General features: G+C 46.3%; 14 protein-coding genes. 6 read left to right on the forward strand and 8 right to left on the reverse strand.

Features of this window, described 5'->3' with window-relative positions; all coding sequences use genetic code 11:
• Positions 1-384: 384 nt before the first annotated feature.
• Positions 385-2,136 carry a hypothetical protein gene (locus QUB33_RS26115; RefSeq protein ID WP_333356409.1) on the reverse strand — a complete coding sequence of 584 codons (1,752 nt, stop codon included), beginning with the start codon at positions 2,134-2,136 and terminating at the stop codon, positions 385-387.
• Between the two features lie 374 nt (positions 2,137-2,510).
• Between QUB33_RS26115 and QUB33_RS26120 the strand changes: the two genes are divergently transcribed.
• From QUB33_RS26120 to QUB33_RS26130, 3 genes are all read left to right on the forward strand, one after another.
• Positions 2,511-2,741, forward strand: coding sequence for a hypothetical protein (locus QUB33_RS26120; RefSeq protein WP_333356412.1), 231 nt, complete (start codon positions 2,511-2,513; stop codon positions 2,739-2,741).
• Between the two features lie 50 nt (positions 2,742-2,791).
• Positions 2,792-3,004, forward strand: a complete 213-nt coding sequence (locus QUB33_RS26125; protein WP_333356415.1) for a hypothetical protein — start codon at positions 2,792-2,794, stop codon at positions 3,002-3,004.
• Between the two features lie 674 nt (positions 3,005-3,678).
• A protein-coding gene (locus QUB33_RS26130) for an IS630 family transposase (protein ID WP_333356418.1) occupies positions 3,679-4,676 on the forward strand; the annotation gives its coding sequence in 2 pieces (ribosomal slippage) (positions 3,679-4,069 and positions 4,069-4,676; 999 coding nt in all).
• A gap of 139 nt (positions 4,677-4,815) precedes the next feature.
• On the opposite strand, the gene QUB33_RS26135 is transcribed toward QUB33_RS26130, so the two are convergent.
• The 4 genes from QUB33_RS26135 to QUB33_RS26150 all read right to left on the reverse strand — a co-directional run bounded on the left by QUB33_RS26135 (position 4,816) and on the right by QUB33_RS26150 (position 7,653).
• Positions 4,816-5,217 carry an MgtC/SapB family protein gene (locus tag QUB33_RS26135; RefSeq protein WP_333356422.1) on the reverse strand — a complete coding sequence of 134 codons (402 nt, stop codon included), beginning with the start codon at positions 5,215-5,217 and terminating at the stop codon, positions 4,816-4,818.
• A gap of 103 nt (positions 5,218-5,320) precedes the next feature.
• Positions 5,321-5,977 (reverse strand): hypothetical protein, encoded by a 657-nt coding sequence (locus QUB33_RS26140; protein WP_333356425.1) that lies wholly within the window; start codon positions 5,975-5,977, stop codon positions 5,321-5,323.
• A 281-nt stretch (positions 5,978-6,258) separates the two neighbouring features.
• Positions 6,259-7,224 carry a BadF/BadG/BcrA/BcrD ATPase family protein gene (locus QUB33_RS26145; RefSeq protein ID WP_333356428.1) on the reverse strand — a complete coding sequence of 322 codons (966 nt, stop codon included), beginning with the start codon at positions 7,222-7,224 and terminating at the stop codon, positions 6,259-6,261.
• A gap of 72 nt (positions 7,225-7,296) precedes the next feature.
• Entirely contained in the window at positions 7,297-7,653 is a 357-nt protein-coding gene (locus tag QUB33_RS26150) for a zinc ribbon domain-containing protein (protein WP_333356432.1), read from the reverse strand.
• A 215-nt stretch (positions 7,654-7,868) separates the two neighbouring features.
• On the opposite strand from QUB33_RS26150, the gene QUB33_RS26155 reads away from it, so the two are divergent.
• Complete coding sequence (locus QUB33_RS26155; protein WP_006634797.1) at positions 7,869-8,195, forward strand: phasin family protein; 327 nt, start codon at positions 7,869-7,871, stop codon at positions 8,193-8,195.
• A 278-nt stretch (positions 8,196-8,473) separates the two neighbouring features.
• The gene (locus QUB33_RS26160; protein ID WP_333254650.1) at positions 8,474-9,061 is read left to right on the forward strand and encodes an FKBP-type peptidyl-prolyl cis-trans isomerase; all 588 of its coding nucleotides are present in this window, start codon (positions 8,474-8,476) and stop codon (positions 9,059-9,061) included.
• A 92-nt stretch (positions 9,062-9,153) separates the two neighbouring features.
• Here the strand turns inward: QUB33_RS26160 and dnaB are convergent, their stop codons facing one another.
• The 3 genes from dnaB to QUB33_RS26175 form a co-directional block, all read right to left on the reverse strand.
• Entirely contained in the window at positions 9,154-10,479 is a 1,326-nt protein-coding gene (gene dnaB, locus QUB33_RS26165; RefSeq protein ID WP_333289633.1) for a replicative DNA helicase, read from the reverse strand.
• 166 nt (positions 10,480-10,645) lie between these two features.
• The gene (gene rplI, locus QUB33_RS26170) at positions 10,646-11,104 is read right to left on the reverse strand and encodes a 50S ribosomal protein L9 (RefSeq protein ID WP_333108796.1); all 459 of its coding nucleotides are present in this window, start codon (positions 11,102-11,104) and stop codon (positions 10,646-10,648) included.
• 244 nt (positions 11,105-11,348) lie between these two features.
• On the reverse strand, positions 11,349-16,445 hold the full coding sequence (locus QUB33_RS26175; protein WP_333356436.1) for a PAS domain-containing protein: 5,097 nt from the start codon (positions 16,443-16,445) through the stop codon (positions 11,349-11,351).
• A 635-nt stretch (positions 16,446-17,080) separates the two neighbouring features.
• Between QUB33_RS26175 and QUB33_RS26180 the strand changes: the two genes are divergently transcribed.
• Complete coding sequence (locus QUB33_RS26180; protein WP_333356440.1) at positions 17,081-17,560, forward strand: glycosyltransferase; 480 nt, start codon at positions 17,081-17,083, stop codon at positions 17,558-17,560.
• Positions 17,561-17,605: the final 45 nt, after the last annotated feature.

Below are 17,605 nucleotides of genomic sequence, written 5' to 3' on the forward strand. Positions count from 1 at the left end.
CAGGAACCTCGCTCTGTCTTGAAATCTAAACGGAGGGCGTGATTGAGACTTTTTCAGTGCCATTGGACTTTAGTCCTCAATTTACCAAATAATGACGGTTCTAGCAGGTGGAAATCCGCACTCAATAGCAATGGTTTTCATCCTGTCTGCCTTCAAACGCCACCCTAGATTAGATACAGCAAACCTCAAACTTTAAAGAAAGCTATGGGATAATTTATTGCTGCGATCGTCGTCGGAATGTTAATTTTAGCTGGTATCGAGATTGTCCAAACAATCCGCCCCTAGGAGAGCCTACATTATACAAAAACGAACCAACCGGACATGATATAACTACACAAAATGAATGGAAAATGCAACGGCAAATTTTCCATTCATTCTTAATTTTTACGCTTTCGGTTCAACCCAAACCGTCATTCCCTCAACCCTCAAACCTTTGCCGCGAGTGCCGCAATATTGACCGTTAGCAGTAACAGGAGTATCGCCCACATTCTGGATGTGAGCCGTATAAAATACGTCGTATTTATCAGCTTGCGGCCCTGTCAGCCGCGCGGCAAATCCCTCAATGCGCTTGGCTTGGCCCCGGAATCCAGCTAACTCCCCTTCTGAGATCCAAGCAGTATCGCCAACTCCTTCAACGTGAGCCATGTACTGCAAATTTAAACCGGGAACGGGAGGATCTATTTTAATTTGAAATCCTTCGACGCGGCGGCCTTGAGCTTTAGTACCCGCATATTCTCGATCGCTAAAAGTTCGATCGCCAATTCCTTGAATGTGCGCCAACACTTTTAAACCCACAGGCGCCGCTGTTTGGGAACTCGCAGACTGCGCGATCCAAACTTTGATGCCCTCGATCCTCAAAGCTTTACCGCGAGTACCGCAATATTCGCCATTGGAGGACACCTCAGTGTCGCCGATATTCTGAATGTGAGCGGTATAAAATACGTCGTACTTATCAGCTTGCGGCCCGCTCAATCGCACTGCAAATCCTTCAATTCGTTTCGCTTGACCCCGAAAACCGGCCAATTCTCCCTGGCTGAGCCAAGGAGTATCGCCAACACCTTCGACGTGAGCCATGTACTCGACATTTAAGCCGGGAATTGGCGGATCGATACTAATTTGAAATCCTTCGATGCGGCGGCCTTGAGCTTTTGTACCCGCGTATTCTTGAGCACCGAAAGTTCGATCGCCAATTCCCTGAATGTGCACCAAAACTTGGATTCCCAAACCGCCCTCTACTGCCACCGCTGGTTGAATGTTCCGGGGTGCCCCAAAAACAATGTTCCCGGAACCGGTTGTTTGGAGGGACTGAGGTACTTCCACGCTGGGTACAATAATCACCTCGTGCATCGGGGCAGAAGGTGCGGGGGATTCCAAAATCTGGATCTGTGGCGCAACTGTAACTTGTTTCGGTGCCACATTTCCTGACGGGATGACAATCACTTCTGGCAAAGGTTCGGCGCTGATTTTTTGTTGTGGCGCTGGTTTAAATGCGGGTTCGACTTTTGCAGGTGCTGCTTTTACCATCTCAGCAATGGTTAATTTGCCTCTGGAAATGGCTACGGCTATTTGTTTGCCAAAAGCGGCGCTGACTGTTTCTTCGAGGATTACCCACTGTTCGTCGTCTAATTTGTCTTGCTGTTCCACCAGGGCGAGCACTGCTGAAACTGGGTGTTTGCCGCTGACTAAGGATTCGGCGTCGGAATGCAGTTGAGTTGGGGTTGATTCGGAAATCGCGCGCTGCAGTTCGCGGGCTCTGGCATGAACTGATTGTAAGGGGGCGAAGTCGCTTTGTTCGCGGTGGGCGATCGCCAATACTCGATCGATCACTTTCAATGCTGCATCGCGAATTTCTGCTTTACCTTCAGAAGCTGCGGCAGTCTCGACTAAGTTTTGAATGTCTTTGAGGGAAGTAATTTCTCCTGGGGCGATCGCGGATTTGTTGAGTTCGAGGGCTTGTTTTTGCACAGTCGCAAAGTTGCGGCTGTAGGCGGCAACTTCTTGCAGCAAGCTGTCAGAGGGAGGAAGGCCGGAGTCTTGCAGTTGTTTTGCTGCTTGGGATAGGCGATCGGCCAAATTAGCATAAGTTTCCGATAGTCGGGCTATTTGTTGTAGCAAATCTTTATGAGCTAGTTCCATATGTCTTGCCGTAAATATTTAACTTGCTGATTATAGACGTTGAGCGTCTTCTGAAGGTAGAAGGCAGTAGTCATTAGTCATTAGTCCGATGGAAGAAGAAAAATGCTCCCACACTCCGACTCCCCCACTCGGACACTCTCCGACTCCCCCACCCAGACACCCGGACACACTCCGACTCTCCACACTCCGACTCCTCCTTTGGCATCCCCCGCGTGATCGCCGTCACAACCGTGCAAATACTTAGTCACACTCTGCGACTCCGGCTGTCACGAGTGACCCGTAACAATGTCACACCTATCGAGCAATAGCCGTCACTGCTGATTCTGTGAAAACAGTTGATACTGAGGCTTGAACCAATAAAATCCCGAAGTGTTATGGTACTAATTCGCGATCTCGCCCAGCAAGCTCTGGCTCTAGGCTATCTAACCCTTGAAGCCGAAAATCAACTGCGGCGGATGTTAACTACCACCAAGTATGACTTGGAAGACTTAAATGCTTTTATGGCTTTGCAACTAGCAGCTATGTCCGGAGGAGTGAAACAAGAGTCTCGCGAGCTGAAAAAATTTGAAATCTTTGGCGAGACGGCTGCCGAAACTTCCTGTTAGTAATTAGTTGGCTTTTGATTAGTTAAAATTTAGTAAAGGACATTTCTACCGTGCAGATTCGTGAAGTTGTAAAACAAGCTATTGCCGCTGGATATCTGAGTTTGGAAGCGGAAAATGAAATGCAGAACATTTTTTCCTCAGCCAAGTGTGATTTGGAAGATTTGAATGCTTTTATGAGCTTGCAGTTAGCTGCGATGGCGGGTCGCGTGAGGCAAGAGTCTTTGGAATTGATGAAAATGCCAAATTTTGCGGATAGAAATTAATTTGTTTATTCAGCCATCGGGCGATACAAATATTAACTTTTATACTTAATCCATGCTGATTAAATATAATTATTGTGCTGATTTATATACTAATTAATTAAAAAATATTCGTATTTTGGTTCAATGGGTGTTGAGCAAATTAACTCAAATTGAAATAAATATTAAAATGAATATTTAAGTGGATAGTGAGGACTTCACTCGTCAAAGGTCAGGCTTGGATGACCAGACCTGTCAAGGTGTAGTCAAAGTGTTTGCTTCGTAACAGTTGAGCATTATGCTTGAAATGTTATGTATTGTTAATTATCTATCAAATGGAGAAGATTTATCGATGGCCCCAAGCAGAGATTTCAAGCGTTTGAGCCACTTTGTAGGCGTTGCATAATTGCGGGGTGATTTTGATTGTTTTTTTGTGGAATGCGCTCTCGTAGCCCGAAGGCGTGTATTTTCACACCAGGCGGAACACCCCCAAATAATCATCCTCAAATTGTGCAACGCCCCTTTTCTTTTTTACCATCTTGACAGGTATGGCTGGGATGATGGCAAACGATTTATGATCAGTGATTAACCGGACTTGCTATGAAACAGCTAATATTAAGTAGTCAAACAAAATTAATTACACAAACAACTAATATGCTATAATAAAAAATATCAAGTTGTGTTCAAAGAGGTTTTATATGTTTTTACTTCGAGATATCAATCCACTTTCGTTGAAATTGCTAAACCGAATTTATCGCGAAAGCAGACATCATCAAGTGCGGCAAAGAGCACATTTTCTCATTTTAGCTTCACAAAATATCACAAATAAAAACTTAATGAAAATCTTTAAAGTTAGTTATAAGACCATGTATAACTGGTTGAATCGATGGGAAAATGAGGGAATGCTCGGATTATATAATAAACCAGGTAGAGGCAGAAAAGAAACATTTAATGCCGCACAATCAGAGCAAATTAGAGACTGGGTAAAATTGCAACCAAAACAATTAAAGCAAGTAGTACAAAAAATCAAAAAAGAATGGTCTGTTAATATAAGTACAGAAACAATTAAGAGAATAATTAAAAAAAAAGGATGAGTTGGCATAGGATGCGTCGAGGTGTGGGCGGCAAGCCAGACCCCATAGAATACAAGGAAAAAAAAGAAAAGTTGTCAGAATTAAAACAATTAGAAGATGAGGGAAAAATTGATTTATACTATTTGGATGAGTCCGGATTTTGTGGCATCCCTTGTGTCCCTTATGGATGGCAAGATATTGGTGAATATTTGTCAATTGATAGTCGTAGAACAAAGCGTTTAAATGTCTTGGGAATCATGAATCGGCAAAACACTCTTCATGCTTATGTTTCAGAGCAGACTATTAATTCTGATGTAATCATAGCCTGCATAGATACTTTCTTTGCTGTGGTGGAGCGGCCAACAGTTATTGTAGTAGATCAAGCTTCTATCCATACTAGCAATGCCATTTTCGAGAAAATTGAAGAATGGAAAGAACGCGGTTTAACTATATTTGAATTGCCTACTTATTCACCTGAATTGAATTTAATTGAGATTTTGTGGCGGTTTATCAAATATCAATGGCTCGAAATAGATGCCTACTCTAGCTGGCAATCTCTTGTTTCATCTGTAGAAAGAATTCTTAAAGAATTTGGAGATAATTATGTAATTAATTTTGTTTAACTACTTATTTACCCTCCATCTACCGCAATAAAATTAGTTGGTAGTAAGGACTTTAACCCTCATAAAACTCGCTCGTACTTCCGTCGTCACTACAAACGTTATAACGGTTATTATACCAGATTTTATATAATCACTGAGACTATTTCCTACGACTCCGACGCTCTAACTCTTTAATTCCTCTCAGAACAAACAGCGACATTAAAGCGCCAATTAATGCCAGTTGCCACAACCCGCATCCTGCAGCAGTTCCTAAAGCTGCTGACACCCAAATAGCGGCGGCAGAGGTGAGCCCGTGAACTTCAACTTTGCCTATTTCCTCTTGATTTTGCCGCAGGATTTCTCCACCTCCCAAAAATCCAATCCCGGCAGCAATGCCTTGAATTACGCGCGCTACAGCATCTCCTCCATTTTCATTTTTACCCATTGCCAGCGGCATTAAAACAAACAGTGCAGAACCCATACTGACTAGCATATGAGTTCTCAATCCCGCTGGTTTGTTTCTGAGTTGGCGCTCCCATCCAATAATTCCGCCAACAAACATGGCTAGGCACAACCTTAACAGTATGCCTAGCCAATTATCGGGAGACCACAAGTTAGCGATCGACAATGTTTTACTGAAAATAATTAATCGGAAGATTCCAATATTAGCGGAGTACGATATCCGATCGCAATGTCACTGCCAAATCTTGTTCCGGGCGAATCACGAGCACGTCAACGCTGCGCCGCCCCAACAATACTCCCGCTAAAGCGCCAATCCCAGCGCCTCCCAATACTTCTTCCGTGGCGATCGCTTTGTCGCCGGTAATGCCTGCGAGTGCTGCTGCTGCTGCTGCACCCAAGGCTGCACCTTGCGCTACTGAACCTGTGCCAGCACCTTTTTGGAGTCTTTCGGTTCGGGTAATAATTCCCGAATAGCCATCAATCCGATAGCGTTGGCGGAGGCTGATAATTAACTCTCTGGCAACAAATTGAGTACCGATTTGATTGCCTCTTCTGACAGGTTGCAGTGTCCCGACTATTTGGCTGCCTCCGGGGATTAATACTCTGCCTTGAGGTGTGCGGATGTCTTGCGCTACTGTTAAAGTTAAAGGTGCAGTTTCTTCGCGGGTGACAACTATTTTGTCTTTTTCATAGCTAACTGGAATTACACTGCCCGAGGGAATTCGGATGCTATCAAATTGGGAAATTCGTTGTTGGGCTTCTGCGGGAGTAGCTACCACCAGCGGCGCGCTGGTTCCCACTGTAATGCCCAGTGCGAGGATTGCTGCTGTTGCTGAACGCCATTTTTGAGAAGTAATCATATAAATTGTCTCCTTGCTTCGGTTTTTGTTTACTTAGGAACGCACTACTGCTAAATTTGTTTCTTGTTTCGCCTTCATCTGATGTTTTGATTATGGCAGGCTGGAATTCTAGAAGTTGGGAAGATAAGGTAGATAATCCAGAATTTTAAAATTTGGAAAAATAGATAAAATCGGCAAGAGTGGGAAGATAAGGAGGATAAAGGAGAGATTTCGGTTCATCGTCCCCCTTAGCCTCTAATTAGTTAAGGTGAAATCCCAGCACGAAGCCTTGGGACACGAGATTAATTGTTGAGAGCGTTTAAGGCTAGCAATCCAGCACCGAAAGCTGGTTCGTATCGGGGCGAAATTACCTTAGCTTTTGGGGCGATCGCACTTATGGCCGCTTCAAACCGACCTCGGCAATTTGCCTCTCCACCCCACACACCTCCTACGATCACAATTTCAAATTCTTCTGTTTGGTTAAATAGCGCTGAAATGGCTATTTTTGTTGAATAGGTTAATTCTGCCACAGCATTATTGATAATGCTGTCAGCGACGTGATCGCCCTCTGCTGCAGCTCCCTCGACAATCGGCGCTAAAGCTGCAATTTCTTTGACTCCCCAACCGCGCCCGTAAACGACTTCTACCAATTCTTCTAGGTTATTGAGGCCTAAATGCTTTTGAAATTTTTCCGCAAGCACAGTAAAATCTTCGCGTCCGTCATAGAACTTCAATGCAGCTTGCAAACCCTGAAGGGCGATGTTATATCCGCTGCCTTCATCGCCTAAAATATATCCCCAACCGCCGACTCGTTTAGTTTTCCCGTGACGGTTTTGCCCAAAAACAATCGAACCGGTTCCTGAAATAACGGCGATACCCACTGGATGGCCTGTACCGCCAGCAAGTGCGATCGCGCAGTCGCTGGAAATTACTATATTCCTGGGCAGGAACGATCGGGTTACTGGTAAAGTATTCGTCAACTGCAAGTTCTGCACTACAAATTGGACTATTTCACGATCTTTTGGACGCCCGACGCCTGCTAGTCCCAGACCAATTGCTTCTATGTTGAGATTGCCTACAGCCTCGACCTGAGCGGACAGAACTGCTCGTTCGATCGCCAATTGGATGGATTGTTTTGCGGTCTCAATTCCCAGGGTTTGATAATTGGACGGCCCTGCTTCACCCCGTCCTAAAACAAGGTGGTTGTCATCCATTAAAAGGCAGATAGTTTTAGTGCCGCCGCCGTCGATGCCGAATACGTAGCTCATGAAAAATTTAGAGAATAATAGAGCAACCCAGATTAACAGAGATATGTCTATTCTACGCTTTGTACAATCCGATTAAATCGACAGAGCAATGCTAATAATAATTAAACCTAATAATGCTAACCAAACCAGATGGCGCTGACACCAATTTTTGATCGATTGCAGCCCGTCGCCGCTGCTGTAAGGGATCGTCTGTGGCACAAGTGGCTCAGCTCGATCGTGATAAAGCGTGCATTCTTTGGCAAAGGGACGCTGCGGGTAGTTGCAAGTGTCGTCTTCGTGATAAATACAGTTAGTGCACAGAAATTCTTCGGGTTTCGATCGATAAAGAGGGATACCCGGATGACCGAAAGCTTTGAGAGAGATTTTGCAGTGCGAACAGGCGAGCGCTCGGGCGTCTACGGGTTGGTGGCAGCGGGGGCAATCAGGCATAGACAGCAGGGTTATGGGGTAAGGTGGTGGGTAGGCTCATTAGGGGGTTTTCCGAACGCCGATTAGCGCGATCGGCTCGCCATCAGGGGGCTTGATGCTCCAAAATAGAAAGGTAGGTGTGCGCTGATGTAACTTTAAGTTTACAGAGGGTTTCGCAGCGACAGCAGGCTACCTGAGCCGATCGGGTATGAAAGGACAAACATTAGGAAAAATCTATGGATAACAATAGCAACTTACTCAAACAACTGGTAATGCTGGGCATTGGTACTACCTCCCTGGTAGCCGAGAAATTGCAGGAAGCTAGCGAGCAATGGGTCAAAGATGGCAAAATCAATCCCGAGCAAGCCAAAACCTTTGTCGATGACATGACGGAGCACCTCAAGTCTGAGCAGGGCAATTGGGATACGCAGTTGCAGCGGCAATTGCGGAATATTCTCCAAGATATGGGAGTTCCCCGACAGTCCGAAATGGATGAGTTGCGCGGAAGGCTCGATCGTTTGGAACGTCAGATGCGGGATTTAGAAAACCGTAACTGGCGCTGAGTTCGATCCTCTTCGAGGGCTTCGCTAACGCCCGCGAGGAGTTCGCTGTTATCTTGTGATAAGATTGTCACCCGAAGCCAGAAGGCTAAAAAAGGCACTCATGTAGAAGCCATTTATGTAGAATTACAAACATTCTGACTTCATACTTTTGCCTTAAAAATTATCTGGTATCTGCCGTTTTTTGGTGGAAAAATTCAGATAAAATTTGCTATTTCTTGTTGTTGTAGATGTCTTAGATATCTAAGATATCGCGGTTAAAAGTATCAGGAGGATTAATTTTGCGAGGAGTTCTAGTCAGCTTGGGGGTAATGCTGGTTTGCTTTTTGTTTTTGATAGTCGCTCAAATGGGCGGTTCTGAATCCCAAGCAGTTGCAGCCGAATTGAACAATCTTTTACCAGAGACTGCTATTGAGAAGTTGTCAGCACAGTCTTTGAATGAAAATAGCTTGCTAGTAGCTGATGCTACTTTACCGAAGGTACCAGCTACTATCGCTGGCAATAACATGACTGATAATACTGAGAAAACTGTCACCACCGATTCCGGTCTGAAATATGTTGAATTGAAACAGGGTGATGGGGCGACTCCAAAAACTGGCCAGACAGTTGTGGTACACTACACTGGAACTTTGGAGGATGGCACGAAGTTTGACAGTTCGCGCGATCGCAATTCTCCTTTTCAGTTCAAAATTGGCGTAGGTCAAGTAATTAAGGGTTGGGATGAAGGTGTCGGTACGATGAAAGTTGGAGACCGCCGCCAGTTGATTATTCCCCCTGAACTCGGTTACGGTGCTCGCGGTGCGGGCGGGGTGATTCCTCCTAATGCTACGCTGATTTTTGATGTGGAATTGTTGAAAATCGCTGGCTAGGTAGCTCAATCTAATTCAACGTAAAACTTTTACGGTGTTTAGAAACCCGGTTTTTTTTAAGAAACCGGGTTTTTGTGTATGTTCTGGTTGATTTACGATCGCTTCGGAGATGCCAGATTGCGAAAGCAGGTATATTGGGCGTCAAATAATAGTTTGATGATTCCTGTGGGGCCGTTTCTGTGTTTGGTAATAATTACTTCTGCAATTCCGCGATCGGGCGAATCAGGGTTGTAATATTCATCGCGGTAGAGCATAATTACTAAATCTGCGTCTTGCTCGATCGATCCGCTTTCGCGTAAATCAGACATCATTGGCCGCTTGTTTGTCCTCGCTTCCACACCCCGACTCAACTGAGATAAGGCAATAATCGGCACGTTGAGTTCGCGGGCTAAACCTTTAAGACTTCTGGTAATTCGAGATAGTTCTTGCACGCGGTTGTCGCTGGTACCTTCCATTAATTGCAGGTAATCTAGCAAGACTAATCCTAGGGTTCCGCCTTGTTCTGCTTGGAGGCGGCGGACTTTCGATCGTATTTCTGTGACGGTAATATTCGGAGTATCGTCAATAAATAGTGGCAGTTCTGATAAATTGCCAATGGCTGTACTGATTGGTTCCCATTCGTTTTGACTGATTCTACCCGATCGCAACCGGTTACTTTCTATTTTGGCTTCGCTGGACAGGATACGCTGCACTAGCTGTTCTTTCGACATTTCTAAGCTGAAAACGGCTACGGGCAATTTCTGCAGTCCGGCGGCGATGTGGTGGGCGATGTTGGTACAGAAAGCCGTTTTTCCCATCGCCGGCCTAGCCGCAACGATGATTAAATCCGATCGCTGAAAGCCTCCTGTCATAGCATCTAAGTCATAAAAACCGCAGGGAATACCGGGAAGTGTCAAGCCTTCATTGCGATTTTCTAGGTCTTGAAATGTTTGGTTTAATGTTTCGCCGATCGACACTAAATCCTGTTGCGGGCGTTCTTGAGTTATGCTGAAAATTTCTTGTTCGGCGCGGTCTAAGACTGTTTCTAGTGGTGTTGCCGTCTCGTAACCTAATTGTACTATGTTGTTGCCAGCTTCGATTAATTTGCGGCGCTGATATTTGTCTTCAACTAAAACTGCATATTGGTCGATGTTGACTGCAGAAACTGTGCGATCGACTAATTGTGCTAATTTAGTTAGTCCTCCTACTTGCTCTAACTGGTTGCGGTCGGTTAGCGCAGTTGTTACCGTCATTAAATCGGTAGGTTGACCCTGTAAAAATAGCCCTAATGCCGATCTATAAATGACTTGATGAGCGGTGATGGCAAAAAACTCCGGTCGCAGCAGTTCGGCAATTCGGGAAATAGCTTCCGGGTCAATTAAAATCCCGCCCAAAATTGCTTCTTCTGCCTCTATATTTGTCGGCATCAAATCGCTCATTAGTCAATATTTCTCAGTCATTAGTTATTAGTTGCCAGTTATTAGTCGTCTGTTTTCAATCTGTAAGTTAGCGTTACTCACTTCGCAAGTTAGCAGTGCTTAGTTGTTAGCTAATGACTAATGACTAACAACTAATGACTGATGACTGATGACTGATTACTCTTAATTACATCGGAACAACTTGAATATCAACTTCGGCGGTAACTTCTGCGTGTAGTTTGATTTCAGCTTTGTATGTACCAGTTTGGCGAATTTCGGGCAGAGTGATGCCGCGCCGATCGACTTCTTGACTGGTAGAGTTGAAAATCAGTTCTGCTACTTCTTGGTTGGTGACAGTACCAAAAATCGCGTCTGCTTCGCCAACTTGCTTGGAGATGATGAAAGGCCCAGCCGATTGGAGGGCGGTTTTGCGGACTTCAGCTTGCTGTTTGAGCTCTAGCTGGCGCAGTCTTTCTTCTTCACGGCGGCGCTCTGCTTGCTTGAGAATGCCCGGAGTGGCTTTAAATCCCATTCCTTGGGGTACTAGGTAGTTGCGGGCGTAGCCTGGGGCTACTTCTACTACGTCGCCAGCTTTGCCGAGTTTGCTGACATCTTTATTTAAAACTAATTGGACGCGCTTGGCCATGATCGTGGGTTGTGGGGTTTTAACTGCAACTTTTTATAATAGCGAAGTTTGAGGGGCGATCGCAAGGGAGAAGGAAGTTCGGCAACGGATTATGTAGCGGATGTAACGGATGGATGTTGAGATTCGAGGTTCGAGGGAAGAAACAGGGATAATATTTTTAACGGGCAAATTCAGTTTGAAATTACGCCAAACGCGGATGGTGTAATGAGCCAAATCCACTACAGTGCAATGTCTTACAGAGCACTCAGGCTTTATTTTCAAGGCGCTGGGCGAACGATCGCGCTACAGTAGCAACTAACTGGGTCGGATTGATCGGCTTGGCTAAGTGTTTGTCAAATCCGGCTTGCAAAACTTGGCGCTCGTTCGCTTCTCCAGCATAGGCCGTTAAGGCGATCGCCAACAACTGCCGATACTCAGGCGCAAGCTGAGTGCGGATGCGATTTATCAACATATATCCGTCCATCTGGGGCATTCCGATGTCGCTGACGAGCAAATCTGGTGCAGTTTGTTCGATCGACTCTAGCGCCTCAGCAGCAGATGACAGGGAAATCACATCTGCACCCGCTTCCTCAAGCACGAAAGCGACAAAATCTCGCGAGTCGAGTTCATCATCTACCACCAAAATTCTCAATCCAGCTAGCGGCAAGGATGAGAGATCGGGACTAGCAGCCTCATTGACGGCTTCCTCCTCCTGCCTTCTAGAATCATCATTTAATAGCGGTAATCTCACCGTAAACGTCGCTCCTTGACCTTCTCCGGCGCTTTCTGCAAACACGGTTCCGCCGTGAAGTTCGATCAGTTGGCGGACGATCGCCAATCCCAGTCCCAAGCCGCCAAATTTGCGAGTTGTGGCACCATCTTCTTGTCGGAAATGGTCAAAAACATAAGGCAAGAAATCGGGAAGAATACCTTTACCCGTGTCCGTGACTTGAATTTGAGCTTGGTGTTCTATTTGCGTTAATTGAACTTCTACTCGACCGCCTTCGGGCGTGAATTTTACCGCATTTGATAACAAATTCCACACAATTTGTTGCAAGCGACTTGTATCGCCGATAACTTGCCCGACCTCGGGATTTAAGATTGTTTGGACTTGAATTTTTTTAGCTTCGGCTGCTAATTGCACGGTTTCAACGGCACAGGGAATAATGGTTGCCAGATTCACCGGAACAACATTCAATCTGAGTTTTCCTTGCAGAATCCGAGACACGTCAAGCAAGTCTTCGATTAATTGAGATTGCAGTCTAGCGTTGCGCTCGATCGTCTCAAAAGCCTTGGCAGTTTGAGTCGGCTTCAGCTTGCCACCGACGAGCAGTTGCGACCAGCCTAAAATCGGATTCAGGGGCGATCGCAACTCGTGAGAAAGCACGGCCAGAAACTCGTCTTTAATGCGGTTAGCTCGCTCGGCTTCCGTGCGGGCAGTTTGTTCTAATTGGAGAACCATATCACGCTCGGTTTCCACTTGTTTGCGCTCTGTAATGTCGATTACAGAGCCGATATAACCCTCAAATTGTCCCCTTTCGGAAAATCTGGGAGCAGCCGCATCGATCACCCAAGAATATCCGCCATCCTTGCGCTGGAGGCGAAATTCTACGCGGTACGGTTCCTGGCGTTCGTTGGCGGTCAAGAAAGCATTTTTGGCCTTTTCTTTGTCTTCTGGATGCGCCGCGTTTACCCAACCCAATCCCAAACCTGTTTCCTCAGTTTGACCTGTGAAGTCATACCAGGTTTCGCTCAAGAAAGTGCAATAGCCTGTAGAGTCTGTTACCCAGACCATAAAAGGAGCGTTGTTAGCCATATTGCGGAATCGTTCTTCGCTTTCTTGCAGCGCTGCTTCGGCTTGTTTGCGTTCTGTGATATCCCGACAGACAATGACTCCGCCTTTGATTTCACTGCTAGTATCAACTACCGGATAACCGCTGATACTGATCCAGCGACCTTCGGAATCTTCGCGACGGACAAATACCTCTACATCATTGACATATTCACCTTTGATTGCTCTGGCTAGAGGTAGTTCAGCGTTGGGGAAAAGGGTTTTTTTGTCAGGCGAAAATAGTCCGTAGGTGCTCGACCATTCCTCATAGGATTTTTCATTCGATAGCGGACCGAATATGCCTACGGCTGCTCGGTTAAACAACACCAACTCCCCTTGTTGGTTGGCCAAAACCAAACCATCACCAATGCTGTCAATAATTACTTGCAGTAACTTAGTTTGTTCTTCCCGGGCGACTTCTGCTCGTTTGCGATTTGTGATGTCGCTGGAGATGCCAATCAAGCCGATGACTTCTCCCGCCTGATTGCGATAGGGAGCTTTCATTACCAGAAATGTCCGAATGCCATCGTGAGATTCTTCGAGGACTTCTGTTTGTCCAGACTCCATAATGCGCCGATCGTTTTCCGTGACTGTGACTGCAAGTTCTGTTACTGGGTATAAATCCAAATCGCGACCACCAATTACTTCAGAAGCAGATTTGCCCATTATTTCCAGCGTGGCTGGATTTGCATAAATAATCTGTCCTTCTCGATTTTTGACAAAAATTGGCGTGGGTGCTGACTCGTTAATTACGTTCAAAATCGCATTTTTTTGCCGCAATTCTTCTTCAGTGCGTTTGCGATCGCTAATATCGCTCCAATAAGCCGTAAGTCCTTCGGCCGCAGGATAGGCGCTCACTTCTATATACATCTGGAGCGACGGCGAAAACTCTTCAAACTTGACAGAAACTTGTTCCGAAACAACTCGATGAAATTCTTGATATGCCCTTGAATTGGATTCTTTCTCGGCGGGGAATACCTCCCAGATCGATCGACCTAGTAAGTCGTTTCTCGATCGAGAAAGGAGTTTTTCTGCTGTGGCATTAACGTAGGTAAAGCGCCATTGTGAATCGATCGCCATAAAGGCATCGGTAATACTTTCTATAATATTGCTGACTTGTTGGTTGGCCGCAGAGAGCGCGAGTTCAGCGTTTTTGCGCTCGGTGATGATTTCGCAAAAAATCATGATGCCGCCAATCTCATTGGTGTTGGTTCGCCAAGGGTGAATTTCCCAGCGCACCCAGTCGATTAAGCCATCAGGGCGGGGAAACCGCTCTTCTTGGCAGGTTTCGACTTCTCCCGCCAGACAGCGCTGGTGGATTTGTTTGAAATGCTCGGGCAAATTCGGAAAGATGTCGTAGTGCGAGCGGCCCACAATGTTTTGATCGCCGAGCCCGTAACTTGCCAGCCAGCGGTCGCTCACCAGCATATACCGCATCTGGCGGTCAAACATCGCCACCCCCGCAGGCGAATGTTTGACGAACAGCCACAGTTGGTCTTCCTGTTGCTGCAGGAGATTCTCCGATTGTTTGCGATCGGTGATTTCTTGGAAAAGTATAGCGACTTTGCGGCTGTGCGGCTCAGGAGTGCGGAACGCCGAAACCTCAAACCAGCGGTTCATGACTTCCGAGCCATGCTCGAAGCGCAGGGGTTCCCCCGTCAGCGCGACTTGGCCGTAAATCTCAAACCAATAATCTTCGAGATCCGGAAGCATCTGGCGCGCCGTTTTACCCGCAGCTTGTTCGAGTCCGGTTTGCTTCTCGAAAGCCGGATTGACTTCTAAAAAGCGGTAATCGATCGGCTTGTCGTTTTCGTCAAACAGCATTTCGATGACGCAAAAGCCTTCGTCTAGGGACTCAAACAAAGTGCGGTAGCGTTCCTCAGAGCGGCGCAAAGCAGCCAGAGCTTGTTTGCGATCGCTAATATCCATAAAGGCCGCCACACAGCCACGAACTGCGCCCTGTTCGTCAAATAACGGCACCGCATTCACCAACCAATCAAAGGCCACCCCGTCCTCGCGCACCATTTGAATTTCCACATCTCGCACTTCGACGCCGGAAGCGGCAGCTAGTTGCATTGGGAGTTGTTCTCCCGGAATTTCCTGTCCGTTGCGGAATCGTCTAAACGGAAGGGCTGCGGCTTGCTCTCCGGTTCCAGAAACATTGGTATCCGGCGGCACTATCAACATCGACTGGGCAAATCGGTTAGCGCGAATTACTTTACACTGCGGGTCGCGGGCGATCGTAATGCCAACGGGTACAGCATCAAGTATCGATTCGAGTTCATTGACTCGTCGCTCTAGTTCTTGGTTGAGCCGTTGAATTTCTTTTTGGGTAGCTTTGCGATCGGTAATTTCATGCACCGTCACATTCACGCCCAACACGCGATCGTCCTCGGCTTTCAGCGGATAGAGACTTAACAGCCAATCCTGTTCGAGTCCCGGCCGTGCTGAGTTTGTCCTGCGAACTTCGAGCTGTTTGAGTGGAACTTTAGTTTCAATAACTTTTCGGTAAAGCGGCTCTAAATCATCTGCCATTTCTGGCAAGATTTCGCGCAATGTTTTGCCGATGTGGGCGGCGGCTGGAACTCCGTTAATTTCTGCTAGCCGATCGTTGATGCGGACAAACCGCAACTCGGTATCGAGAAAGCAAAGTCCGATCGGCGCACTAGCATAAATCGCCTCGATTTCTGCTAGTTGTTGCTGCACAGTTTGCGCTTGTTTAATAAAAATAGCCCTCGCCGCTTTCTCCTCGGTCACATCTTGAAAATAAACGGCAAGTCCCGATGGGATCGGATACGCTCGTACCGCATACCAAGCATTGAGCGGCGGATAAAAAGATTCAAAACTAACCGTAACTTGGAAGGTGGCGGCGTGGCGATATTCCTGCTCAAACAAAGTGCCCACTGATTCGGGAAACTCTTCCCAAACCCTGTTGCCAATCAAATCTTGTGAGGCTCGGTTCAGCCACCGCGCCGCTTGCGAATTGACGTAGGTAAATCGCCAGTCTCGATCCAAAGCAAAGAATCCGTCCGAAATACTTTCGAGGGTGTCTGACAGTTGTTGCGCGGGCGCGTGAGTGACGGGTTCGGGCTTTTGTTGAGCGAGTTCCGTGAAGGTTGTAACTACGGCATAGGGAGTCGATCGATCTCCCTGAAATAAAGGTTGAGAATTGAGCGTCAACCAAATCAATTCTCCCTGTGGCCGATCGAAGCCCATGATGACATTTGAGCATGGTTGCCCGGTTTGCAACGCCACCATCGCCGGATGTGTCTCGCCGGGAAAATCCAAGCCATCTTCACGCAGAGTCTGCCACCGACTGTTGATTGAAGTGCATAAGAGCATCTGTTGTGCTGTCATCCCCAACAGATCTTGGGCGTGAGAATTGCACCCCTGAATGCTACCATCGGCCAATTGCAGAACCATCCCTACATTAGTTGGCAAAGGCGCGGCTGAGTAGAACGCATTGTTAGAATCCGTTGAAACAGAGGGGTCGATTTTTGCTTGGGGTTCAGTATTGCGTGGGTTTTGCATCGGTTTCTAACAACGCTCGTTTTACTTTTGGCAAAGCAAATAGTGTTCAATAATAGGGAAATAACCAGAGGAACTTTTGATTTGAGGAGGGTGCCACTTCAAACCTAAGATGGATGTCGATCGTTGTGCGGTAATATCGATCTCTAGACAATTTATTTTATCGTAGAGTCCCACGTCTGAACCATTTGCGGGATTCAGCACAGGCGACGAGGAATTTTCTGGCTGTTTCAAATGCCAGGTTAGTCGATCTCATTATTTTTCGCGTGGCTGCATATTACCAATGGCTGTTGCTCGTTTTCGGGTGCGAACAGATGGCACTTGCACACAGATAAATAAGTAGATGAAGCTTGAAAATAAATAACCTCTCTCTCGCAGCGAGTGAAACGAAGCAATTGCTCTTGTTACGCCCGCCTTACATACTGTTACATTGTAAACTTTATTTGCGCCTACCTACTTAGAAACCCCGTTTGTTTGTGTAAATCTAACCGGAAATTTATGCAAGATTTTGTTCGTCTAAACGGTAAACGGGCGATCGCATTTACCCCTATACAGGGCCGCCTGCTTCCTCCAGTCGCAGCGTTTATGTGACGTTTGACCGTGCGCCTTTTTGCTGTTCATATCACAAATTTAATCCTATGCACATATTCACAGCCGCCGATCGCACCTATATTCTGGGGTTAGCAGCACTTCTCAAGTCTGTAGATCTGAATGTTAGCCAATCTGGGGAGCAGTCTGTAAAAATTAGCATTGTATCTACTAGGATAGATGCACAGCAAAAGGAACAGTTACAGAATTGCTGCAAGTACAAGATTGAATGGCAAGAATTGCAATCTAATTACGACCAACTTCTTTCGATATCAGGTTCTAAAATTGCTTACGTTAAATTGGAGCCGCGAAAATATACCAAAGAAACAGAAAGGCTACTTTGGCTCGACAGCGATACGATCGTTCTGGGTAGCTTAGAGGGGCTGTGGAACCTAGATTTTCAAACTCTGCCGATAGCCGCCGCGGCCAACGTCTGGGGAAATCCCAACCATTATCAAGATCTAAACCCTTATTTCAATAGTGGTGTTTTAGTTTACAACATGATATCATGTCCGGTAGTACAACCATAGTAAAATAGCTAAGTATACCCTTTGTAAAAAGCATCCTATCTAACC

It is taken from the genome of Microcoleus sp. B3-A4, assembly GCF_036705385.1.
GTDB lineage: Bacteria > Cyanobacteriota > Cyanobacteriia > Cyanobacteriales > Microcoleaceae > Microcoleus.